At 70.2% G+C, this 22824-nt stretch carries 20 protein-coding genes; 14 read left to right on the top strand and 6 right to left on the bottom strand.

Annotated features, from left to right (window positions below; translation table 11 throughout):
* Positions 1-125: 125 nt before the first annotated feature.
* Entirely contained in the window at positions 126-737 is a 612-nt protein-coding gene (locus ABB55_RS27205; protein ID WP_054361634.1) for a LysE/ArgO family amino acid transporter, read from the bottom strand.
* Between the two features lie 96 nt (positions 738-833).
* Here ABB55_RS27205 and ABB55_RS27200 point away from each other — a divergent pair, with 96 nt between their 5' ends.
* Positions 834-1739, top strand: a complete 906-nt coding sequence (locus ABB55_RS27200) for a LysR family transcriptional regulator ArgP (protein ID WP_054361633.1) — start codon at positions 834-836, stop codon at positions 1737-1739.
* 81 nt (positions 1740-1820) lie between these two features.
* Here the strand turns inward: ABB55_RS27200 and ABB55_RS27195 are convergent, their stop codons facing one another.
* The 5 genes from ABB55_RS27195 to ABB55_RS27175 all read right to left on the bottom strand — a co-directional run bounded on the left by ABB55_RS27195 (position 1821) and on the right by ABB55_RS27175 (position 8344).
* Entirely contained in the window at positions 1821-3260 is a 1440-nt protein-coding gene (locus ABB55_RS27195; protein WP_054361632.1) for an NAD-dependent succinate-semialdehyde dehydrogenase, read from the bottom strand.
* Between the two features lie 40 nt (positions 3261-3300).
* Positions 3301-4122, bottom strand: coding sequence for an IclR family transcriptional regulator (locus ABB55_RS27190; protein WP_244472135.1), 822 nt, complete (start codon positions 4120-4122; stop codon positions 3301-3303).
* A 156-nt stretch (positions 4123-4278) separates the two neighbouring features.
* Positions 4279-5370 carry an extracellular solute-binding protein gene (locus ABB55_RS27185; protein WP_083463992.1) on the bottom strand — a complete coding sequence of 364 codons (1092 nt, stop codon included), beginning with the start codon at positions 5368-5370 and terminating at the stop codon, positions 4279-4281.
* A 32-nt stretch (positions 5371-5402) separates the two neighbouring features.
* The gene (locus tag ABB55_RS27180; RefSeq protein WP_054361631.1) at positions 5403-7196 is read right to left on the bottom strand and encodes an ABC transporter permease subunit; all 1794 of its coding nucleotides are present in this window, start codon (positions 7194-7196) and stop codon (positions 5403-5405) included.
* Positions 7193-8344, bottom strand: a complete 1152-nt coding sequence (locus ABB55_RS27175; protein ID WP_244472134.1) for an ABC transporter ATP-binding protein — start codon at positions 8342-8344, stop codon at positions 7193-7195. Before ABB55_RS27175 ends, ABB55_RS27180 begins: the two co-directional genes overlap by 4 nt.
* A 309-nt stretch (positions 8345-8653) precedes the next feature.
* On the opposite strand from ABB55_RS27175, the gene ABB55_RS27170 reads away from it, so the two are divergent.
* From ABB55_RS27170 to ABB55_RS27110, 13 genes are all read left to right on the top strand, one after another.
* Positions 8654-9457 (top strand): CoA transferase subunit A, encoded by an 804-nt coding sequence (locus tag ABB55_RS27170; RefSeq protein WP_083464240.1) that lies wholly within the window; start codon positions 8654-8656, stop codon positions 9455-9457.
* Entirely contained in the window at positions 9454-10221 is a 768-nt protein-coding gene (locus ABB55_RS27165; RefSeq protein WP_054361630.1) for a CoA transferase, read from the top strand. Before ABB55_RS27170 ends, ABB55_RS27165 begins: the two co-directional genes overlap by 4 nt.
* A 14-nt stretch (positions 10222-10235) precedes the next feature.
* On the top strand, positions 10236-11441 hold the full coding sequence (locus tag ABB55_RS27160; RefSeq protein ID WP_054361629.1) for a CaiB/BaiF CoA transferase family protein: 1206 nt from the start codon (positions 10236-10238) through the stop codon (positions 11439-11441).
* 11 nt (positions 11442-11452) lie between these two features.
* Entirely contained in the window at positions 11453-12499 is a 1047-nt protein-coding gene (locus ABB55_RS27155) for a 2-hydroxyacid dehydrogenase (protein ID WP_054361628.1), read from the top strand.
* 8 nt (positions 12500-12507) lie between these two features.
* Entirely contained in the window at positions 12508-13185 is a 678-nt protein-coding gene (locus ABB55_RS27150; protein WP_054362325.1) for an L-fuculose-phosphate aldolase, read from the top strand.
* A 25-nt stretch (positions 13186-13210) separates the two neighbouring features.
* Positions 13211-14728, top strand: coding sequence for an FGGY family carbohydrate kinase (locus tag ABB55_RS27145; protein ID WP_054361627.1), 1518 nt, complete (start codon positions 13211-13213; stop codon positions 14726-14728).
* A complete protein-coding gene (locus ABB55_RS27140; protein ID WP_054361626.1) occupies positions 14725-16284 on the top strand; it encodes an acetolactate synthase large subunit in 1560 nt (519 codons plus the stop codon). Before ABB55_RS27145 ends, ABB55_RS27140 begins: the two co-directional genes overlap by 4 nt.
* A gap of 11 nt (positions 16285-16295) precedes the next feature.
* Positions 16296-18602 (top strand): molybdopterin-dependent oxidoreductase, encoded by a 2307-nt coding sequence (locus ABB55_RS27135; protein WP_054361625.1) that lies wholly within the window; start codon positions 16296-16298, stop codon positions 18600-18602.
* A 21-nt stretch (positions 18603-18623) separates the two neighbouring features.
* Complete coding sequence (locus ABB55_RS27130; protein WP_054361624.1) at positions 18624-19187, top strand: peroxidase-related enzyme; 564 nt, start codon at positions 18624-18626, stop codon at positions 19185-19187.
* Between the two features lie 2 nt (positions 19188-19189).
* The gene (locus ABB55_RS27125; RefSeq protein ID WP_054361623.1) at positions 19190-19591 is read left to right on the top strand and encodes a rhodanese-like domain-containing protein; all 402 of its coding nucleotides are present in this window, start codon (positions 19190-19192) and stop codon (positions 19589-19591) included.
* Between the two features lie 215 nt (positions 19592-19806).
* Positions 19807-21228, top strand: coding sequence for an FAD-binding oxidoreductase (locus ABB55_RS27120; RefSeq protein WP_054361622.1), 1422 nt, complete (start codon positions 19807-19809; stop codon positions 21226-21228).
* Positions 21229-21618: 390 nt separating this feature from the next.
* Positions 21619-21834, top strand: coding sequence for a hypothetical protein (locus ABB55_RS27115; protein WP_054361621.1), 216 nt, complete (start codon positions 21619-21621; stop codon positions 21832-21834).
* Positions 21831-22817, top strand: coding sequence for a magnesium transporter CorA family protein (locus ABB55_RS27110; protein WP_054361620.1), 987 nt, complete (start codon positions 21831-21833; stop codon positions 22815-22817). Before ABB55_RS27115 ends, ABB55_RS27110 begins: the two co-directional genes overlap by 4 nt.
* Positions 22818-22824: the final 7 nt, after the last annotated feature.

Below are 22824 nucleotides of genomic sequence, written 5' to 3'. Positions count from 1 at the left end.
CTCGAACGGCGTTCGAGCCTTGTCTCTCGCCGATGCCGCGCCCGAACTTGGGATACGGCCCGGGCGCGCCTCCGCGCCCCCGAACTTGGGATACGGGCTCCGGCACGCCTCCGCGCCCCCGCCCCTCAGCCGCCGGCGACCAGCCGAACCGCGATCGTCAGCATCGTGAGCGCGATGATCCCCTCCAGGATGCGCCACGCCGCCGGGCGGGCGAAGAGCGGGCGCAGACGGGTGGCGCCATAGGCGAGCGCGAAGAAGAACAGGAACGACCCGGTCATCGCGCCGGCGGCGAAGAGGGCTTCCCGGCCGGGGAGCTGGGTCGAGAGGCCGCCGAGCAGGACCACCGTGTCGAGATAGACATGCGGGTTCAGCCAGGTGAAGGCCAGGCAGGCGAGCAGCACCGGTCCGAGCCCGGCCTTCGCGTCGGTGCCCTCGCCGGTCAGCGCACCGGTCGAGCGCAGCGCCGACCACGCGCTCCGAGCCGCATAGGCGACGAGGAATGCCGCCCCGCCCCAGCGCATCACCGGATCGATCCAGGGCAGCCGCGCGACCAGGCTGCCGAAGCCGGCGCCGCCGATGAGGATCAGGACGGCGTCGGACAGCGCGCAGGTCAGCGCGACCGCGAAGACATGCTCGTTGCGCAGCCCCTGGCGCAGCACGAAGGCATTCTGGGCGCCGATCGCCACGATCAGGCTCAGGCCCATCGCCAGGCCGGTGAGAAAGGCCGAGACATCCATATGCACCCCCGTCCGGATCGAACGCGACGGGTGCTAGCAGCACTCGGCGGATAAGGATAATTAAAGTCCGTAACGCCAGATAAGCGGAACTGAACCATGATCGACTATCCGGCCGCCCGCGCCGTCGCGATGGTGGCGCGCACCGGCAGCTTCGAGCGGGCCGCCAAGGCGCTGAACGTCACGCCCTCGGCGATCTCGCAGCGCGTCCGGCAGTTGGAGGAACGGCTCGGCGCGGTGCTGATCGAGCGCGGTACGCCGTGCGTCGCGACGGAGCGCGGGGCGTGGCTGTGCCGGCATGTCGAGCAGGTCGGCATGCTGGAGCAGGACCTGCTCGCGCATCTGCCCGGACTGGCCGACCCGGCCGCGCCGGCCCCGCGCGTGACGCTCAGCCTCGCCACCAATGCCGACAGCCTCGGCACCTGGTTCCTGCCGGCCGTGGCGGCCTTCACGCATGCGACCGATTTCCTGATCGATCTGGCGGTCGACGACGAGGACCACACCGCCGAATGGCTGCGGCGCGGGCGTGTCGTGGCGGCGGTGACGGCGATCGGCAAGCCGGTGCCGGGCTGCCGGGTCGTGCCGCTCGGCGCGCTGCGCTACCACGCCACCGCCAGCCCGGATTTCGTCCGCCGGTACTTCCCCGACGGCGTCACGGCCGACGCCCTGGCGGCGGCGCCGGCGATCACCTTCAACCACAAGGACGGGCTGCAGCAGGCTTGGATCCGCCAGACGCTCGGCGCGAGCGTGCCGCATCCGACGCATTGGCTGCCGTCGACCCAGAGCTTCGTCGACGCGAGCCTGATCGGCATGGGCTGGGGGCTCAACCCGGCGCGGCTGGTCGCCGACCATCTCGCCGCCGGCCGGCTGGTCGAGCTGATTCCCGGCGCGGTGCTCGACGTGCCGCTCCATTGGCAGATCGGCCGTCTCGCCGCCGACCGCCTGTCCCGGCTGACACGCAGCGTCGTCGAGACGGCGCGGCGCGATCTGATCCCTCATGCGTGAGGGGGCGGGCGCCGCACCGCTCCCGAGGCCGGCCCTTGCGGGGCCGGTCCCGGGCGACGGGCTGTGGCGCGCCTGCGGCCGTCAGTTGGCCAGATGGGTGACGAACTTGGTCACCAGATAGGGCTCGATGGCGTCCGAGCCGCCCTCGGTGCCGTAGCCGGAATCGCGCACGCCGCCGAAGGGCACCTCGGGCAGCGCGAGGCCGTTGTGGTTGATGGTGGTCATGCCGGCCTCGACGCGCAAGCCGATCGCATGGGCGGCGTCGGCGGAGCGGGTGAAGGCGTAGGAGGCGAGGCCGAAGGGCAGCCGGTTGGCCTCGGCGATCGCCTCGTCGAGCGAGCCGATCCGGTTGACGATTGCGACCGGGCCGAACGGCTCCTCGTTCATGATACGCGAGTCGGTCGGCGCGCCGGCGATCACGGTCGGCTCGAAGAAGTTGCCGGTATTGCCGATCCGGCGGCCGCCGGTGGCGATCTCGGCACCGCGGCCGGCGGCGTCCGAAATCAGCGCCTCCAGGGCGGGGATGCGCCGATTGTTGGCGAGCGGCCCCATCTGGGTCTGCGGGTCGAGCCCGTTGCCGACGCGCAGCGCCTTGGCGGCGGCGGTGAAGCCGGCCAGGAAGGCGTCATGCACGCCGTCCTGGACCAGGAACCGCGTCGGCGAGACGCAGACCTGGCCGGCATTGCGGAACTTCGACATGGCCATGACCTTGACGGCCTGGCCGACATCGGCGTCGTCGAGCACGATCACGGGCGCATGGCCGCCGAGTTCCATGGTGGCGCGCTTCATATGCGTGCCCGCCAGCGCGGCGAGCTGCTTGCCGACCGGGGTCGAGCCCGTGAAGGAGATCTTGCGGATCACCGGATGGGCGATCAGGTAGGACGAGATCTCGGCCGGGTCGCCATAGACCAGGTTGACCACGCCGGCCGGAATGCCGGCATCGACGAAGCAGCGGATCAGCTCGGCCGGTGCGGCCGGGGTCTCTTCCGGCGCCTTGACGATGATCGAGCAGCCGGCGGCGAGCGCGGCGGAGAGCTTGCGCACGACCTGATTGATCGGGAAGTTCCACGGCGTGAAGGCGGCGACCGGGCCGACCGGCAGCTTGACCGCCATCTGGGTCACGCCGGCGACGCGCGCCGGGATGATCTGGCCATAGGTCCGGCGCGCCTCCTCGGCGAACCAGTCGATGATGTCGGCGCCGGCCAGCGTCTCGCCCTTGGCCTCGGCGACGGGCTTGCCCTGTTCGCGGGTCAGCATGGCGGCGATCGTCTCGGCGCGCGCGCGCAGGAGGTCGGCGGCCTTGCGCATCAGGCGGTAGCGCTCGAAAGCCGAGGTCGCGCTCCAGGCCCGGAAGCCCTTGTCGGCGGCGGCGAGCGCGGCGTCGAGATCGACCCGGCCGGCATGCGCGACGGTGCCGATGACCTCGTCGGTCGCCGGATCGAGCACGTCGATCGTGCGGCCGTCGGCGGCGTCGCACCAGGCGCCGTCGATGAACAGGCGGGTATTGGGATAGTCAGCCATGTGATCCTCAGTGATCCGTTCCGGGGCGGCGTCGACGAGGTCAGCGACCGCCCGTATAGCCCAGCGCCAGCCCGATGGTCCGGGCGGCCTCCATCACGTCGACGGAGAATTGCTTCAACTGCTTGCGCTTGATCCGCGAATCCGGCCCCGACATGCCGATCGCGCCGACCATCTCGCCGGACCGGCCGAGGATCGCGCAGGCGACCGCGGCAATCCCCTCGCGCCACTCCCCGTGCGGCACCGCGGCGAAGCCCTGCTGGCGGGCCTGCTCGATGTCGGCGCGAAGCTCCTCGATGGTGGTCCGGGTCGTTTCCGTATAGCGCTTCAGATGCGGGCGGAAGCGCTCCAGATAGGTGTCTGGCATGTGCGCCAGCATCGCCTTGCCGGTCGCCACCGTATAGGCCGGCGCGCGCGCGCCGACGCTGGTATGGGCGCGGATATGGTGCGCGCCCTCGATCTTGTCGACATAGACCACGTCGATGTCGTCGAGCACGGAGAGATGGATCGTCTCCCCGGTCGCATCCGCGAGCTTGATCATGGCCGGGCGGGCGACCTTGATCAGATCCATCCGGCGGATGACGTTGCTGCCGAGTTCCCAGATGCGGGTGGTCAGCTCGTAGGTCGAGTGCGGCGGCACCTGGCGGACATAGCCCTGGCTCTGCAGCGTGGCGAGCAGGCGGTGCACGTTGCTCTTGGTGAACTGCAGTTCGGTGGCGAGGTCGGTGACGCCGCGCGGGGTCTCGCTGAGCGCCAGCGTTTCCAGCAGTTTCAAACCCTTGATGAAGGCCTTGTCCATCCGTCCGCCCGGCACGCCCGAAACCCGGCTGCCGGCGCGGCGGACCGCGACCGGGCGGTCGCGCACCCAGATTGCGCATCGGGTCCAGGAGGGAATTTCATTCCGTCCGGGCGCTCCCGCCCGGACAATCCTGCTCTAGCACGACCCTGCGGGGCGGACCAAGGGCAGAGCGAAATGCCGTCGCGTCCCCGGCCTGATGAGCCGGGGACGCAACGTCGCGGATCACTTGGCGAGGAGCGCGTTCAGCTTTTCCTGGCCGTATTCCTCGTTGGTCGACTTGCCGTCCGGCGAAATGGCGCCCCAGTAATCCGGGCTCCATTCGATCGCCTGGGCGACGTTCTCGGGGTTGTTGGCCCAGAGCCGGCTGACATCCTTCGGCGCGGCGGCGAACACCAGGGGCGACGGCACCGCGACCGGATAGCCGATGGTCAGGTCGGCCGCCCGCTTGGCGTCGAGGCGCCAGGACAGGAGCTTCAGTGCGTTTTCGTAGTGCGGCGCTCCCTTCGGGATCGAGAAGAAGTCGTAATAGACGAAGCCCTGGTTCCAGGTCATGTCGACCGGCGCATTGTCGACCACGACCAGGTTGTTGATGCGGCCGGCATAGGCCATGCACATGTCGGCCTCGCCGTCGAGCAGCAGCTGCGGGGCCTGCGCGGCGGTGTTCCACCACTTGGAGACATGCGGCTTGATCTCGGCGATCTTCTTGAGCGCCCGATCCATGTCGATCGGATAGAGCTTGTCCTTGGCGACGCCGTCGGCCATCAGCGCGGCCTCGAAGACGAAGCGCGGCCAGCCCGGCAGGCAGCGCTTGCCCGGGAACTTCTTCACGTCCCAGAAGTCGGCCCAGTTCTTCGGCTGCGCCTTGGCATATTTCTCGGTGTGATAGGCGAGCGTGACGCCGATCACCTGCAGGGCGACGCCCTTCTTGCGCTTCAGATTGTCCGGCATGGTCGCCAGGGTCTTCTGCGCGCTTTCCGAGAGCTTCGAATAGTCGATGTCGGCGAGGCAGCAATCGCCGAGCAGCTTGGTCTCCTGATCGAAGATGAAGGTCAGGTCCCATTCGGTCTTGCCGGCGCCGACCTGGGCCTTGATGCGCGGACCGCTGCGGGCCTCCTGCACGGTGACGACCTTGATGCCGGTCGCCTTCTCGAAGGGGTCATACATGATCTTGCGCAGCGCCTCGCCATAGGCGCCGCCTGGATCCTGCATGATGACCACATTGTCCTGCGCGGTGGCGACGGTCGCCGCGCCGGCGAGGAGCGCGGCGGCGGCGGCGCCGGTCAGAAGGCGCCGGAAGGCTGTCCGAAAGTCCATGAGCGATGTCCTCCGATTGATCTTGATTGTCGTCATGCTGCGCCGCCGGACCGCGACAATACGGGCCGGGCGAGCGCGATCCCCCCGATCACCAGCAGCACCTCGAGCGAGGAGACCACCGCGAGAACCGGATTGAGCTGGTAGTTCACGTCCGCCCACAGGCGGAGCGGCAGCGTCTTGAGCTGGGCGCTCGACAGGAACAGCGAGAGCACCAGTTCGTCGAACGAATGCAGGAAGGCGAAGAAGGCCGCGGCCGCGAGGCCGGGGGCGATCGCCGGCAGCGTCACGGTGCGGAACACGGTCGCCGGCGAGGCGCCGTGCACGGCGGCGGCCTGTTCCAGCCGGCGGTCGACGCCCTGCAATGCGGCCGCCACGATCACGACCACGATCGGGATGCCGCCGACCGCATGCGCGGCGGCGAGCCCCCAGGGCGTGCCGACCAGATCGGCGCGCAGGAACAGGCTGTAGAGCGACAGGCCGAGCACCACCGGCGGCACCACCACCGGACTGACCAGGATCAGCATCAGCAGCGTCTTGCCGCGGATCGTGCTGCGCACGATGCCCATGGCGGCGGCGGCACCGAGCGAGACGGCGATCGCGGCCGACAGCGCGGCGATCAGGGCCGAGTTGAAGAAGGCGGCCATCCATTCGGAATCGGAGAAGAACTTCTCGTACCAGCGCAGCGAGAAGGCCGGCGGCGGGAAGGTCAGGAAGCTCGACTTGCTGAACGAGATGATCATCACCACCACGATCGGCACGATAAGGGTGGCGATGACCGCGCCGCCCATGATCCGGACCGTCCAGGCGCCCGCCCCGGCCGGCAGGCGGCCGATCAGGCGCAGGATCGGCCAGCCGGCGAGATCGGCGAGGAGCGCACCGGCGCCCGGGGAGGCCCGGCGCGCGCCGCCGCCGCCGCGTGCGGGCGGCGTCTGCGCCTCGACCAGCTTGCTGCCGCCCCAGATGAACTCGAAGCCGAGGAAATGGCCGGCGACGCCGACCACGATCAACGTGATCACCAGAAGCACGACCGCCAGCGCCTGCAGGAAGCCCTCGCTGGTGGCGAAATCGGCCTGCTGGGTGATGTGCATGGCGAACATCTGGTCGCCCGGCCCGCCGAGCAGCGTCGGCGTGATGAAGAAGCCGAGCGCGGAGACGAAGACCAGCAGGAAGCCGGCGCCCATGCCCGGCAGGGTCAGCGGGATGGTCACCCGCCAGAACACCGCGATCGGCCCGGCGCCGCTGGCCAGCGCCGCCCGGACCAGGCTGCCGTCGAGGCGCGACAGGCTCGAATAGATGCTGAGCACCATCAGCGGCAGCAGCACCGCGGTCATGCCGAGCAGCACGCTGCCGCGGTTGAACAGGAGCTGCAGCGGTTCGTCGGTGATCCCGATGCCCTGCAGGAGCTTGTTGATCGGCCCGTTGCGGCCGAGCAGCACCATCCAGGCATAGGTCCGGATCAGGATGGCGATGAAGTAGGGCAGGATGATCGCGGTCGCGATCACGACCTTCGCGAGCCCGCGGCTGCGGTGGATCAGGAGCGCGGTCGGATAGCCGAAGACCAGGCACAGCGCCGCCACGGTGGCGGAGATCTGCATGGTGCGGACGAGCGAGTCCCAATAGAGCGGGACCGAGAAGACCCGCTCGAAATGCGTCCACCACGGAATGCCGGCAAGGCTGATCCGGACGAGATCGATCAGCGGCAAGAGATAGATGAAGCCGAGGAAGGCGATCGCCGGCACCAGCAGCAGGGCGGGACTGCGCAGGCGCTCGGCCAGCGGCACGCCGGGCCCGGCGGCCGCCGCCGCTCCGGGGGCGACGGCGCTCACGACAGCACCCAGCAGTCTTCGCTGCCCAACGAGACCCAGATGGTGTCGCCCGGATCGGGCAAGCGCCGGCCGGCCGTATCGGCGCAGCGGATCAGCATGGGCTCGCCGCTTTCGAGCTCGACCTCGATGCGCTGGATTTCCCCCAGGAAGAGCGCCGAGCGCACCGTCGCGCGCATCGCCCCGGAGACCTGCTCGGCACCGACCGCAATGCGCTCGGGCCGGACCAGCACGGCGACCCGGCCGAGATCGATCTGTTCGCGGCTCTCGGCCTCGAAGACCTGCCCGCTGCGGCTCTTCAGCGTCACCGTGGTGCCGCGCCGCTGCAGGATCTCGGCCTCGATCAGGTTCGACTCGCCGACGAAGGCGGCGACGAAGCGGTTGACCGGATGGCGGTAGATCTCGGTCGGCGTGCCGATCTGCACGATGCGCCCGGCATCCATGACGGCGATCCGGTCGCTCATCGCCAGCGCCTCGCCCTGGTCGTGGGTCACGAACAGGAAGGTGCTGCCGAGGGTGCGGTGCAGGTCGCGGATTTCGATCTGGATCGATTCGCGCAGGCGCCGGTCGAGCGCGCTGAGCGGCTCGTCCATCAGGATCACGCGCGGCCGCATGACGATGGCGCGGGCGATGGCGACGCGCTGCTGCTGGCCGCCGCTCATTTCCGCCGGCGTCTTCGCGGCATGTTCGGACAGCCGCATCATTTCCAAGGTCTCGGCCACCCGCCGCTCGCTGGTCGCGCGGTCGATGCCGGCCATGCGCAGCGGGAAGGCGACGTTCTGCGTGACGGTCATGTTGGGAAAGAGCGCGTAGCTCTGGAACACCATGCCGAAGCCGCGCCGGTGCGTCGGCACGCCGTCGATCGGCTTGCCGTCGACATGGATCGCGCCGCCGTCGGGCTTCTGGAAGCCGGCGATCAGGTTGAGCAGCGTGGTCTTGCCGCTGCCGCTCGGCCCGAGCAGCGTCACGAACTCGCCCGGCTGGATGTCGATGCCGACACCGTCGGCGGCGAGGAAGCTGCCGTAGCGCTTGACGACGCCCGACACCGTGATCCGGCTGCCGATCGCCTGGGCCCCGGCCGCGGGCGACCGGGTCGCCAGGGGCGCCGATGCCGACGGACCTCCCGCGAGCATCGCGGACGAAGTGGTCATATTTTCCTCCCGAGAACTGTTCCACAATGTAGAACAGCATTTTGTAATTATGTTCCGACCGGTCCCGTCGGTTGTCAAGGCGGCGCCCCCGACTTTTCGCATCGATCGAAATCATGTCGCATTATCATAATGATAGAGACCATTACCCAATCCCGCCCGGCAATCCGACCGGAAGCCGAATGTTGACACGAAACCGAAAACGGCTCTATCTTCAGTCTCGGAATAGCGTTCCATAATTCAGAACAACAGCATGCAAACATGCTCCGGATGACCGGTTGGGAGGAAAAGTTGGATCCGAACCTTCGCCGCATGGCCGAACGGGTCGTGCCCGGCATGCGTATCGCCCTGCCGGTCGACTATGCCGGCGTCTCCATGGCGATGACCCGCCCGCTGATCGAACGCGGTGCCGGCGACCTCGATCTCGTCTGCGTTCCGACCGGCGGCCTGCAGGTCGACATGCTGATCGGGGCCGGATTGGTGCGCTCGGTCGAGACCAGCGGGCTCTCGCTCGGCGAGGCCGGCGGCGCGCCGCGCTTCAACCAGGCGGTCAAGGACGGCGCCATCGTCATCCGCGATGCCACCTGCCCGGCGATCCATGCCGGCCTGATGGCGGCGCAGAAGGGCAACCCGTTCACGCCGATCCGCGGCCTGATCGGCTCCGACGTGCTCGCCAACCGGCCCGACTGGAAGGTGATCGACAATCCGTTCGCGGCCGGGTCCCCCGCCGACGGCCCCGACCCGATCGTGCTGATCCCGGCGATCCATGTCGACGTGGCGATCTTCCATGCGCCGATGGCCGACCGGGCCGGCAATGTCTGGATCGGGCGCCGGCGCGAACTGGCCGCGATGGCCTATGCGGCCCGCACCACGCTGGTCACGGTCGAGCGGATCGTCGAGGAGAGCCTGCTCGCCGACGAGATCACCGCCGCGGGCGTCCTGCCGGCGCTTTACGTCTCCGAGGTCGCAGTCGCCGAGCGCGGCGCCTGGCCCTACGGGCTGTGGGGCGAATACGGCGCCGACACCGCCGAATTGCAGCGCTACGCCAAGGCCGCCCGCTCGGCCGAAGGCTTCGCCGACTACATGCGCGCCGGCGCCCTGGAGGCCGCCCAATGATCGCTTCCGTCACCCCGCGCGAAATCCTGATCGCCACCATCGCGCGCCTGCTCGATGGCGTCCACCATGTCGCGGTCGGCGCCTCCTCGCCGATCCCGGCCGCCGGCGCGATGCTGCTGCGCGCCCTGAAGGCGCGAGCCGGCGCCGAGCCGGTGCGCATCTCGATCCTCGGCTCGGTCGAGCACAACTTCTTCACCAACGGCTCGACCGAGCTGTTCGACTGCGCCGGCCAGGGCCGCATCGACGCCTTCTTCCTCGGCGGCGGCCAGATCGACGGGCAGGCCAACATCAATCTGGTCGGCGCCGGCGACTATCCGCGCTCCAGCGTGCGCTGGCCGGGATCGTTCGGCTCGGCCTATCTCTATTTCGTCGTCCCGCGCGTGATCCTGTTCCGCGAGGAGCACACCCCGCGCGTCTTCGTCGAGAAGGTCGATTTCATCAGCGCGCCCGGCGTCAGCCGACCCGGCATCCACCGCACCGGCGGCCCCTATGCGCTCCTGACCGGCAAGGGCCTGTTCGCCTTCGATCGGGCCCGCCCCGGCTTCCGGCTGGAAAGCGTCCATCCCGGCCACAGCCTCGGCGAGATCGTCGAGGCGACCGGCTTCGCCTTCGCGCATGACGCCGCACCGCCGACGACCGCCCTGCCCGATCCTGCCATCCTCGCCCTCCTGCGCGGCCCCGTGCTCGACGATCTCCAGGAGACCTATCCCGATTTCGCCGCCCAGATGCGCCGCGAGATCGCTGCCGCCGCAGACGCGGCCTGACCGTCGGAGTGTCGATGCTGCCGAATTCCGGTTCCCTCGCCAAGATCAAGGTCATCGACGCCAGCCGCGTGCTCGGCGGCCCCTATGCCGGCCAGGTCCTGGCCGACCATGGCGCGGACGTGATCAAGATCGAGCCGCCCGCGGGCGACGAGACGCGCGGCTGGGGCCCGCCCTTCCTGGACGGCGCCGCCAGCTACTTCCTCGGCCTCAACCGCAACAAGCGCGGCATCGCGCTCGACATGGCGCAGCCGGCCGGGCTCGAACTGCTGACGCAGTTGCTCGCGGATGCCGACGTGTTCATCGAGAACTTCAAGACCGGCACCCTGGAGCGCTGGGGGCTCGGCCGCGACGAGATCGAGCGGCGCTTCCCGCGCCTCGTGCATTGCCGCGTCTCCGGCTTCGGCGCCGACGGTCCGCTCGGCGGCCTGCCCGGTTACGACGCCGCGATCCAGGCCTCCTGCGGCATCATGAGCGTCAACGGCGAGAAGGACGGCACGCCGCTGCGCGTCGGCCTGCCGGTGGTCGACATGGTCACCGGCCTCAACGCCGTGATCGGCATCCTGCTCGCCCTCAACGAGCGCGCCACCAGCGGCAAGGGCCAGTTCGTCGAGACGACGCTCTACGACTGCGGCGTCTCGCTCTTGCATCCGCATCTGCCGAACTACTATCTCTCCGGCAAGGTCGCCGGCCCGACCGGCAATGCCCATCCGAACATCTGCCCCTACGACACCTTCGCGACCGGCACCGACCCGATCTTCCTGGCCGTCGGCAACGACCGCCAGTTCGCCACGCTGTGCCGCCTGATCGGGCGCGACGACCTGCCCGCCGATCCGCGCTTCGTCACCAACCGGATGCGCAACACCAACCGCGACGCGCTCAAGATCCAGCTGGAGGCGGCCTTGGCCGCCCATGACTGCGCGACGCTCGCCGATCGGCTGATCAAGGCCGGCGTGCCCTGCGGCGCCGTGCGCTCGATCGACCAGGTGGTCGCCGACCCGCATACGCAGCACCGCGAGATGATCGTCGACATCGGCAGCTACCGCGGCACCGGCAGCCCGATCAAGCTGTCGCGCACCCCGGCCAGCTACCGGACGGCACCGCCCGGTTTCGCCCAGCATACCGCCGAGGTCCTCGCCGACCACGGCATCGATCCGGACCGCTACCGGGACGTCCTGCCCGGCCTCGACGCCGGCCTGACCGACACCGCGAAGACGGCGTGAGGAGGCCGGACATGAGCGAGACCATCCGCATCGGCATCATCGGCGACGGCTTCATGCAGCCGCGCTTCTTCGAGGAAGCTCTCGGCAAGCGCCTCGCCGGACGCAGCATCGCCTTCAAGGCGATGACCCTCGACTGGCCGCTCAAGGTGCAGTCGACCAAACAGGACCCGACCCTGCCGGTGGCCGAATTCGTCGGCCGGCCCGAGCACTATTTCGAGTTCCTGGCCGATCTCGACATCCTGGTCACCCATCTCGCCCCGATCACGGCGGCGAGCCTGGAACACGCGCCGCGGCTGAAGATCATCGGCGTGTCGCGCGGCGGGCCGGTCAATATCGAGATGCCGGCGGCGCGCGCCCGCGGCGTAACGGTCGTCAACACGCCCGGCCGCAATGCCTCCGCGGTCGCCGAGTTCACCGTCGCCTCGATCCTGGCGGAGACCCGCAACCTGATCCGCGGCCATCTCTCGGTGGCGAGCGGGGAATTCCGGCGCGACTTCTACCATTTCGACCATGCCGGTCCGGAGCTGTGCGAACTGACCGTCGGCATCGTCGGCTATGGCGATATCGGCACCCGCGTCGCCCGCCTGCTGCGCCCGTTCGGCTGCGCCATCCGGGTCTACGACCCCTTCAAGGTGCTGACCGAGGAGGATCATGCCGCCGGCATCGTCAAGCTCGAGCTCGACGAGCTGATCCGCACCGCCGACGTGCTGACGCTGCATCCGCGCGTCACGCCGGAAACCAAGAAGATGATCGGCCGCGCCCAGATCGCGTCGATGAAACCCGGCTCCTACATCGTCAACACGACGCGCGGCCAGGTGCTCGACTATGCGGCGCTCCACGACGCGCTGGTCTCCGGCCACCTGAAGGGCGCCGCGCTCGACACCTTCGATCCGGAGCCGCCGCCGCCGGATCTGCCGCTCCTGAAACTCCCCAACGTGACGCTGTCGCCGCATATCGCCGGCGCCTCGCGCTACTCCACCGTCAAGGCCGCCGACATGCTCGCCGAGGATATCGGCCGCATCCTGGACGGTCAGTCCCCCCTCTATCCGACCAAGTGAGCAAGACCATGAGCGACGAACGTCAGCTCCGCACCGAGATCGTCGAATCCTGCCTGAACATGAGCCGCCTCGGCATCAACAAGGGCACCGCCGGCAATGTCAGCGTGCGCTTCGGCAACGGCTTCCTGATCTCGCCGACCGGCATCCCCTACGACAAGATGACCCCCGATCACGTCGTCGCCATGAACTGGGACGCGACCTTCGAGGGCGACATCCTGCCGTCGAGCGAATGGCGCTTCCACCGCGACATCCTGAAGGCCCGGCCGGATCTGAATGCGGTCGTCCACACCCATTCGACCCACGCCACCGCGGTCTCGATCCTGGAGCGCGACATTCCGGCGATTCACTATGTGATCGCGGCGGCCGGCGGGGCGACCATCCGCTGCGCGCCCTATGAGATCTTCGGATCGCAGGCGCTGGCCGACCGCGTCATCACCGCGCTCGAAGGCCGCCGCGCCTGCCTGATGGCCCATCACGGCGTGATCACGGCCCATGCCTCGATCCCGCGCGCGCTGGCGCTCGCGGTCACCGTCGAGGAACTGGCCGAGCTCTATCTCCTCTGCCTGAAGACCGGCGCCGAGCCGCCGATCCTCAACGACGAGCAGATCGCCGAGGTGCTGGAGCGGTTCAAGACCTACGGCCAGCAGAGCCCGAAGGCGCTCGAAGGCCTGCGTCAGGCCTCCTGACGCCGTTGGGAAGGCGCCGTCCGCCATGGACCCGGTCCTGATCGCCCTCGATTCCGGCACCACCGCCGTCAAGGCCGCCGCCTTCGACCGCGACGGCCGCCTCGTCGCGTCCGCCGAGCGGCCGAATGCGGCCCTGCGCCGGGACGGCACCCATGTCGAACAGGACATGGCGGCGACCCGCGACGACGCCTTCGCGGCGCTCGCCGATTGCACCGCGGCGGCGCCGGGCCGGGCGGCGGCACTGATCGTCACCGGCCAGGGCGACGGGCTCTGGCCGATCGACGCCGGTTTCCAGCCGGTCGGCCGGGCGATGACCTGGCTCGACGGCCGCGCCCGGCCGCTGGTCGCGGAGTTGCGCGCCGCCGGCCGGCTCGACGCGATCGAACGCACCACCTACGCGCAGCCGACCGCCGCCGCGCAGAGCCTGCAACTGCTCTGGCTGCAGCGGAACGACCCCGAACGGCTGACCCGCATCGCCCACACGCTGCGCCTCAAGGAGTGGCTGTTCCTGTCGCTGACCGGCCGGCTCGCCGCCGAGCCGAGCGCCCTGCTGCCGACCTGGGGCGACTGGCGCACCGGCCAGCCGAGCCCGATCGTCGAAGACCCCCTCGGCCTCGACCGCGGCATCGCCCTGCTGCCGCCGCTCGAGCCGGTCGGCACCTGCCGGGCCGGGCTCGACGCGGCAGCCGCCAGCCGGATCGGCCTGCCGTCCGGCCTGCCGGTGCTGATCGGGCCCGGCGACGTGCAGTCGACCCTGATCGGGCTCGGCCTCGGCGTCCGGCCGGGCGTCGCGCGCGCCTCGATCTTCGGCACCAGCGCCATCCACGGCAGCCTCCGGCTCGATCCCGCCGGCATGGCGGCGAAGCCGCCGGGCGCCATGGTGCAGCCCTACGTGCTCGGCCCGGGCTATGTCTGCACCCATCCGAGCTTCAACGGCGCCACGGCGCTCGGCCATGCGGCGACGCTGTTCGCGGGGCTGCCGCAGGGTCCGGTCGCGCCGGTCTATTCCGGCGTGGTGCTGCACCCCTTCTTCGAGCCGGGCGGCGAGCGCGCCCCGGTCACCTCGCCCTTCGCCAGCGCGGCCGCCTTCGGGCTTTCCGGCGCGACCGACCCCGCCGCCATCGCCTGGGCGGCGCGCGAGGCGCTCGCCTTCGTCACCCGGCACGCCTACGCGATGATGGGCGGCGACGGCGAGGACCTGGTCGTCGGCGGCGGCCTCGCCGGCGATGCCGCCTTCATGCAGTTCCTGGCGACCGCGCTCCAGGCGCCCGTGCGGCCCGTCGCCGGCGGCCAGGCGGGCCTGCGCGGCCTTGCGACCATCGCGGCCGGCACGCTCGGCTGGGCCTCGGGCGCCGATCTCGCCGAGCGCTTCGCCTGCGCGGCGGAGGCGCGGATCGAACCCGAGCAGGGCCCGGTCGCCACCTATGCGGCTGGCAAATACGAGGTCTTCGCCCGCACCTTGGGGGCGATCTCGGACGCCTGGCCTGCTATCGCTCGTCTGAACGACCTCGCAGCTGCGACCGGGAAGGGCCATCGCACGTGACTACGCAAGCACCCAACGGCGCCGATCTCCTGTGCGAGACGCTGCTCGCCAACGACATCGACGTCTGCTTCGCCAATCCCGGCACCTCGGAGATGCATTTCGTCGCCGCGCTCGACCGGCAGCCGCGCATGCGCTGCGTGCTCGGCCTGTTCGAGGGCGTCGTCACCGGGGCGGCCGACGGCTATGCGCGCATGGCCGACAAGCCCGCCGCCACCCTGCTGCATCTCGGCCCCGGCCTCGCCAACGGCCTCGCCAATCTGCACAATGCCCGCCGCGCGCGGACCCCGATGGTCAATGTGGTCGGCGACCATGCCACCTACCATCTCGCCTTCGACGCGCCGCTGACCTCGGATATCGAATCGCTCGCCCGCCCGATGTCGCATTGGGTCGGCCGCGCCGAGACCGCCGACGGCGTCGGTGCCGCCACCGAAGCCGCGATCCGCGCCGCCCGCACGGCGCCCGGCGGCATCGCCACCCTGATCCTGCCGGCCGACGCCGCCTGGAACGCGACCGCCACCGCCGCCCGTCCGGCCGCGATCGCCCTGCCCCGGCCCGCCGCACCCGATCCGGCGCTGATCCGCGCGGCCGCCGAGGCGATCCGTGCCGCGCGGCGGCCGACCATCCTGGCGACCGGCCCGGCGCTGCGCGACGCGCCGCTGCGGCTTCTCGACGGGATCGGCGCCAAGACCGGCGCCTGCATCATGGCGCAGCAGTCGAACGGGCGCATGCAGCGCGGCGCCGGCCGCGTCGCGGTCGACCGCGTCGCCTATGTGGTCGACCAGGCCGTCGCCGGCTTCGCCGAGACCGATCTGGTCGTGCTCGTCGGCGCCAAGGCCCCGGTCGGCTTCTTCGCCTATCCGGGCAAGCCGAGCAGCATGCTGCCCGAGGGCTGCCGCGTGATCGAACTGGCCGCGCCGGACGGCGATCTCGGCGCCGCGGTCGAGGCGCTCGCAGCCGAACTCGGCACCGCCGCCCCGCGCCTCGCGGCGCGCCAGCGTCCCGATGCGGTCCACGGCGCCTTGACGCCCGACGCCATCGCGCTGGCGCTCGCCCGCCACATGCCGGCCGAGGCGATCGTCTGCGACGAATCGGTCTCCTCCGGCCGCGACTTCTTCCGCTCCACCGCCGGCGCGGAACCGCACGACTTCCTGCAATTGACCGGCGGGGCGATCGGCATCGGCATCCCGCTCGCCACCGGCGCGGCGATCGCCTGCCCGGGCCGCAAGGTCGTCACCCTGCAGGCCGACGGCAGCGGCATGTATACGGTGCAGGGTCTGTGGACCCAGGCGCGCGAGCGGCTCGACGTGATCACCATCGTCTTCGCCAACCGACGCTACGCCATCCTGCACGGCGAGCTGACCAAGGTCGGCGCCGGCAAGCCCGGCCGCAACGCCTCGCGCATGCTCGATCTCGACGACCCCGCGCTCGACTGGGTCAAGCTCGCCGCCGGCATGGGCGTCGAGGCCGCGCGCGCCGACAGCGCCGAGGCCTTCGACGACATCCTGGCCGCGGCCTGCCGTCGCCCAGGTCCCTTCCTCATCGAAGCCGTCATCTGAAGGACAGTCCCATGGCCACCATCCGGCGCGTGCCGCACTGCTCCCATTGGGGCGCCTATTCGATCCTGGTCGAGGACGGCGCGATCGTCGGCGTCGAGCCTTTCGAGCAGGATCCGGCGCCGTCTTCGATCATTCAGTCGGTCAAGGAATGGTCCGCGCCGGAACGGCGCATCCTGCAACCGATGGTGCGCGAAGGCTGGCTGCGCAGCCGAGAGGGCAGCGACCGGACCGGCCGCGGCAGCGATCGCTTCGTGGCGGTCTCCTGGGACGAGGCGGCGGCGCTGGTGGCCGGCGAAATCCGCCGCGTCGGCGAGAGCTTCGGGCCGGCCTCGATCTTCGGCGGCTCCTACGGCTGGACCAGTTGCGGCCGGTTCCATCACGCGCCGTCGCTCCTGAAGCGGATGCTCAACCTCGCCGGCGGCTATACCGGCCATGTCGACACCTACAGCATCGCCGCCGGCCCGGTGATCCTGCGCCACACGCTCGGCAGCGACGATGCCTGCGGCGGCAAGGCCAACACGCTCGACACCATCGCCGAACATACCGAGACGCTGGTGGTGTTCGGGGCGCTGTCGCCGCGCACGGCCCAGAACGAGGCCGGCGGGCTCGGCACCCACACCCTCGAAGGCCATCTCCGGCGCCTCGCCGAGCGCGGGGTGCGCGTCGTGCTGGTCTCGCCGCTGCGCGACGACATTCCCGACTGGGTCGGCGCCGAATGGTGGCCGATCCGCCCGAACACCGACGCGGCCCTGATGATCGGCCTCGCCGGCGAGATCGTGAAGGCCGGCCGGCACGACCGCGACTTCCTGGAACGCTGCTGTTCGGGCAGCGACCGGTTCCTCGCCTATCTGACCGGCACGCAAGACGGCACCGTCAAGGATGCCGCCTGGGCGGCCGAGATCACCGGGCTCGACCGGCAGTCCATCGCCGACCTCGCCGGCCAGATGCTGGCGACCCGCAGCATGATCACCGTCAGCTGGGCGCTGCAGCGCGCCCATCACGGCGAACAGCCCTTCTGGGCCGCGCTCGGGCTCGCGGCCATCATCGGCCAGATCGGCCTGCCCGGCGGCGGCGTCGGCTACGGCTCGCTCGGCGGCGTCGGGGCACCCTTCGCCATGGCGAAGTCGCCGGCCGTGCCGCAGCTGAAGCGGCCGATCGACAGCTTCATTCCGGTCGCCCGCATCACCGACATGCTGCTCCAGCCGGGCGCCGCCTTCACCTACCAGGGCGAGACGCGGCACTATCCGGATACGCGCATGGTCTACTGGGCCGGCGGCAATCCCTACCACCATCACCAGGACCTCAACCGCCTCGCCGAGGCCTGGACCCGGCCCGAGACGATCGTCGTCCAGGACCCGAACTGGACCGCGACCGCCCGGCGCGCCGACATCGTGCTGCCGGCGACCAGCTCGATCGAGCGCAACGACATCGCCGGCAACCGCCGCTCCGATTTCGTCTTCGCGATGAAGCAGGCGATCGCCCCGCTCGGCCGGTCGCGGTCGGATTTCGACATCTTCTCGATGATCGCGGGCGAACTCGGCGTCGGCGACGGCTTCACGGAGGGCCGCGGCGAGATGGACTGGCTGCGCGTCCTCTACGAGGACAGCCGGCAGGACGCGGCCGCACGCCTCGGCTTCGAGATGCCGGATTTCGACGCCTTCTGGGAGGCCGGCCATGCCCGCTTCCCGGTCAAGGACAACCATACCTATCTGGCCGCCTTCCGCGAGGATCCCGCCGCCCACGCCCTGCCGACCGAAAGCGGCCGGATCGTGCTCGGCAGCGACCTGCTCGACCGGCTCGGCTATGCGGATTGCCCGGCCCACCCGGCCTGGCTGGAGCCCTACGAGTGGCTCGGCAAGGCCGAGGCGCCGAACCAGTTCCATCTGGTCTCGCACCAGCCCGCCGGGCGTCTGCACAGCCAGTTGGAGACCGGCCCGGCAAGCCGTGCGCTGAAGCGCGGCGGACGCGAGCAGGCCCGGCTCAATCCGGCCGATGCCGACCGGCTCGCCATCGCCGACGGCTCGACCATCCGGCTCTGGAACGAGCGCGGCGCGTGCCTCGCCACCGCCACGCATGCCGAGACGGTCCGCCCCGGCGTCGTGGTGCTGCCGACCGGGGCCTGGCTGACGCCGCACGGCAATAGCGGGCTCGACATCGCCGGCAATCCCAACATCCTGACGCCCGACATCCCGACCTCCAGCTTCGGCCAGGGCTGCTCGGCGCATACCTGCCTGGTCTATGTCGAGCCCTATGCGGCGACCGCGCCCGATGCCTTCGAGGCCTATGCCGAGGGCCTCGCCGCCCAGGCTGCCGAATAAGATCAACGAAGAGGAAACCCCATGCCCGCCGTCAGCCGCTTCCCGGTCCCCGAGATCGCCGACCTGCCCGAGGACATCCGCAGCCGCATCCTGGCCGTGCAGGAGAAGTCCGGCTTCGTGCCGAACGTCTTCCTGACGCTCGCCCACCGGCCCGACGAGTTCCGCGCCTTCTTCGCCTATCACGACGCCCTGATGGACAAGCCCGGCCCGATCACCAAGGCCGAGCGCGAGATGATCGTGGTCGCCACCTCGAACGCCAACCAGTGCCAGTATTGCGTCGTCGCCCATGGCGCGATCCTGCGCATCCGCGCCAAGAATCCCCAGATCGCCGACCAGGTCGCGATCAACTACCGCAAGGCCGACATCACCCCGCGCCAGACCGCGATGCTCGACTTCGCCATGAAGGTCTCGCGCAAGGCCGAAGAGGTCGGCGATGCCGACTTCGCCGCCGTCAAGGCGCATGGCTTCACCGACGAAGACGTGTGGGACATCGCCGCCATCGCCTCCTTCTTCGCCATGTCGAACCGCCTTGCCAACGTGACGGCGATGCGCCCGAACGACGAATTCTACGCGATGGGACGCTGACCATGGCCAAGGGCTACAAGGACCTGCTCGCCGAGGCCGACGCCGTCGTGCGTTCGGTCGAGATCGCCGATGTCGCCGGCTACGGGCCGGACGACGCGGTCACGCTGGTCGACATCCGCGACGTGCGCGAACTGGAGCGCGACGGCACCATCGCGGGCGCCATGCACGCCCCGCGCGGCATGCTGGAATTCTGGATCGACCCGGAAAGCCCCTACCACAAGCCGGCCTTCGCCGCCGACCATACCTTCGTGTTCTTCTGCGCATCGGGCTGGCGCTCGCTGCTCGCCGCCAAGGTGGCGCAGGAGATGGGCCTGAAGGCGGCCAGCATGCGCGGCGGCTTCTCGGCCTGGAAGGGCGCCGGCCAGCCGGTCGCCACCCGCGAGCATCGTCCGCCGAAGGCCTGACCCGCCCGGGCCGGCGCGGCGGACGGCCCCTGCAGCCCCGCCCGCCCCCCGGATCCGGTCGTCGCATCCGTGCACGCCCCGATCGCCGACGCTCCCAGGGTGCCCGTACACGCGGCCTGGGGGCGCGGGTCCCCTCGCCCGCGCCCCCGCCGCTGGCGTGCCGGACATCGATCGCGGACCCTCCCCGTTCCCTGTCTGCCGGAGTCTCGGACGCCATGCCGGCCCCAGTCGCCGAATCCGTTCTCGATGCCTTCGCGGCGATCGTCGGGCCGAGCCACGCGCTGCGCGACGCCGACGCCACCGCGGTCTACGCGACCGACCCGCGCGGCCTCTATTCCGGCCGCACTCCCGTGGTGCTCCGGCCCGGCAGCACCGCCGAGGTCGCCCGCATCCTGAAGCTCGCAACCGAAACCGGCACGCCGATCGTGCCGCAGGGCGGCAATACCGGCCTCGTCGGCGGCCAGTTGCCCGACGGCTCCGGGGGTGAGATCGTGCTGTCGCTCGGCCGGCTCGACCGCATCCGCGAGATCGACCTGAAATCCGGCACCGTCACCGCCGAGGCCGGCGTCGTCCTGCAGCGCCTGCGCGAGGCGGCGGACCGGGAGGGCCGCATCTTTCCGCTCGCGCTCGGCTCGCAGGGCTCCTGCCAGATCGGCGGCAACCTCGCCGCCAATGCCGGCGGCGCCAATGTGCTCGCCTACGGCAATGCGCGCGATCTGTGCCTCGGACTGGAGGTCGTCCTGCCGACCGGCGAGGTGCTCGACGACCTGCGCAAGCTGCGCAAGGACAATACCGGCTACGATCTGAAGAACCTGTTCGTCGGCGCCGAAGGCACGCTCGGCGTGATCACCGCCGCGGTGCTGCGCCTGTTCCCGGCGCCCAAGGGTCGCGAGACGGCCTGGTTCGGGCTCGCCACGCCGGACGACGCCCTGGCGCTGTTCGAGATCGCAACCGCAGCCGCCGGCGGCGCGCTGACCGCGTTCGAACTGATCCAGCATCGCGCGGTCGATTTCGCCCTGCGCCACATCCCCGGCAACCGCCTGCCGCTCGAAGGCCCGCAGCCCTGGTACGTGCTGATGGAGATTTCGTCCGGCCGGTCTGCGGACGATGCGCGCGGGCTCGCCGAGGAGATCGCCACGGCCGGCTTCGAACGCGGACTGGTCGCCGACGGCACGCTTGCCGGCAGCCTCGCCCAGACGGACGCCTTCTGGCGCCTGCGCGAGAGCCTGGTGGCGGCGCAGAAGCCCGAGGGCGCCTCGATCAAGCACGACATCGCCGTGCCGGTCGCCGACCTGCCGCGCTTCCTCAGCGAGGCCGATCGGGCGGTCGAGGCGGTCTGCCCGGGCGCGCGCGTGGTCTGCTTCGGCCATATGGGCGACGGCAACCTGCACTATAACGCCGCGCAGCCGCCCGGCTGGGACGAGGACGCCTTCCTGGCCCTCTACCCGACCATGAACAGGGCCGTCCACGACGTGGTCCGCGCGCTATCCGGCTCGATTTCGGCCGAGCACGGCATCGGGCGCATGAAGCGGGCCGAGCTTCTGGAGACCGAGCCGCCGGTCGCCATCGCGATGATGCGCCGACTCAAGGCGACCTTCGATCCAGCCGGCATCATGAATCCCGGCAAGCTCATCTGACGCCCGGCGGGCGCGCCGCGGGTCGCGTCCCCGGCCGTCGCGTCCGGTAACCTCCGGCCGCCGTCGTGGTCCGCCGGCCCGCCCGAAAAACGGTGCAATCCCGGGCCCTTGCGGCCGGTCCGCGCCGGCGCCCGCGGACGGCTTCGGCAGCGCTGCCGAAACCCTTCGCCGGCACCCTCGAAAGGGCTTGACGTGCCGCACGTTATGGACCATGTAGCCTTCACCGTCACGTCGCGCCTTGCGCGTCCGGCGGCCCCACAGGAACTGACGAAACCTATGCCTTCCGACCCCGACAGTCTTAAGGACGCGTCGCGCAGGTACGGTACCAGGCGCCGGATCGTTTGATCGGGCTCCCGGACCGGCCGCCCGGCCGTCCGAAGGAGTTCCGAGATGACCAACACCGACCTCGCCGGCCTCGTGGGCCGTGACGTATCCCGCGCCGACATGAAAGATGTCGGGCGCGTTCTCTGCCTCTGCATTGCCGTCGTCTTCGGGCCGATCATCGCCCTCGACGTCGCCGCCTTCGCGGCCGGCTGGCGCGCTGCGCCGTCGGCCCATCACGCGGCCACCGTCGTGACGGATGCAGGGCAGAGAGACGGCGAATGATCCAAACCTACCGGCTGGCCTCCGGCCGGCTCCAGCGCATCGACGACGTCGGTCCCGCCGGGACCGGCGACATCGTCTGGCTCGACCTGTGCAATCCGACCCGCGAGGAGGAGCATGCCGTCGAGGCCATCCTGGGCCTCGTCCTGCCGACCCGTCAGGAAATGGCCGAGATCGAAGAATCGGCCCGCCTCTACGCGGAACGCGGCGCGCTGGTGATGACCGCGGTGGTCATCGACGGCGTCGCCGAGGGCCATCCCGGGCGCTCCGAAGTCACCTTCCTCCTGTCGCAGAACCACTTCGTGACGCTGCGCTATTCCAACCCGATGCCGTTCCGCACCATCGAGGCGCGCATCGGCAAGCAGGCCGACGAGGCCCTGACCGCGCCGGCGCTGTTCGTCACCCTGCTGGAGAGCTTCATCGAGCGCATCGCCGACGTGCTGGAAGCGGTCGCGACCGATCTCAACGCCATCTCGGACACGATCTTCTACGACGACGATGAGGTGCGCGAGAGCGGCAAGGCCAGACCGGCGCCGGACATGCAGCGCCTGATCCGCCTGCTCGGTCGCAAGAACCGGATGCTGTCGATCCTGCGCGAGAGCCTCCTGTCCTTCGGGCGGCTGGTGCCCTTCGTACGCGAAGGCGGTGCCGAGTGGATGAAGAACGGCGTCTCGGTGCGGCTGAAGGCGGTCGACCGGGACATCAAGTCGCTCGCCACTTATGAGGGCCAGCTCGAACAGCAGGTCGCCTATCTGCACGAATCGACCCTCGGCCTGATCAATGTCGAGCAGAACACGATCATCAAGGTGTTCTCGGTCGCCGCCGTCCTGTTCCTGCCGCCGACCCTGGTCGGCACCGTCTACGGCATGAATTTTGAGGTCATGCCGGAGCTGAAATGGGCCTTCGGCTACCCCTTCGCGCTGGTCACCATGGTCCTGTCGGCCTTCGTCCCCTACTGGTGGTTCAAGCGCCGCGGCTGGCTCTGAGGCCAGC

The sequence above is a fragment of the Prosthecodimorpha hirschii genome, assembly GCF_001305515.1.
GTDB lineage: Bacteria > Pseudomonadota > Alphaproteobacteria > Rhizobiales > Ancalomicrobiaceae > Prosthecodimorpha > Prosthecodimorpha hirschii.
Note: the sequence above shows the minus strand (reverse complement) of the source record. Positions and strands in the feature narration are given on the sequence as shown.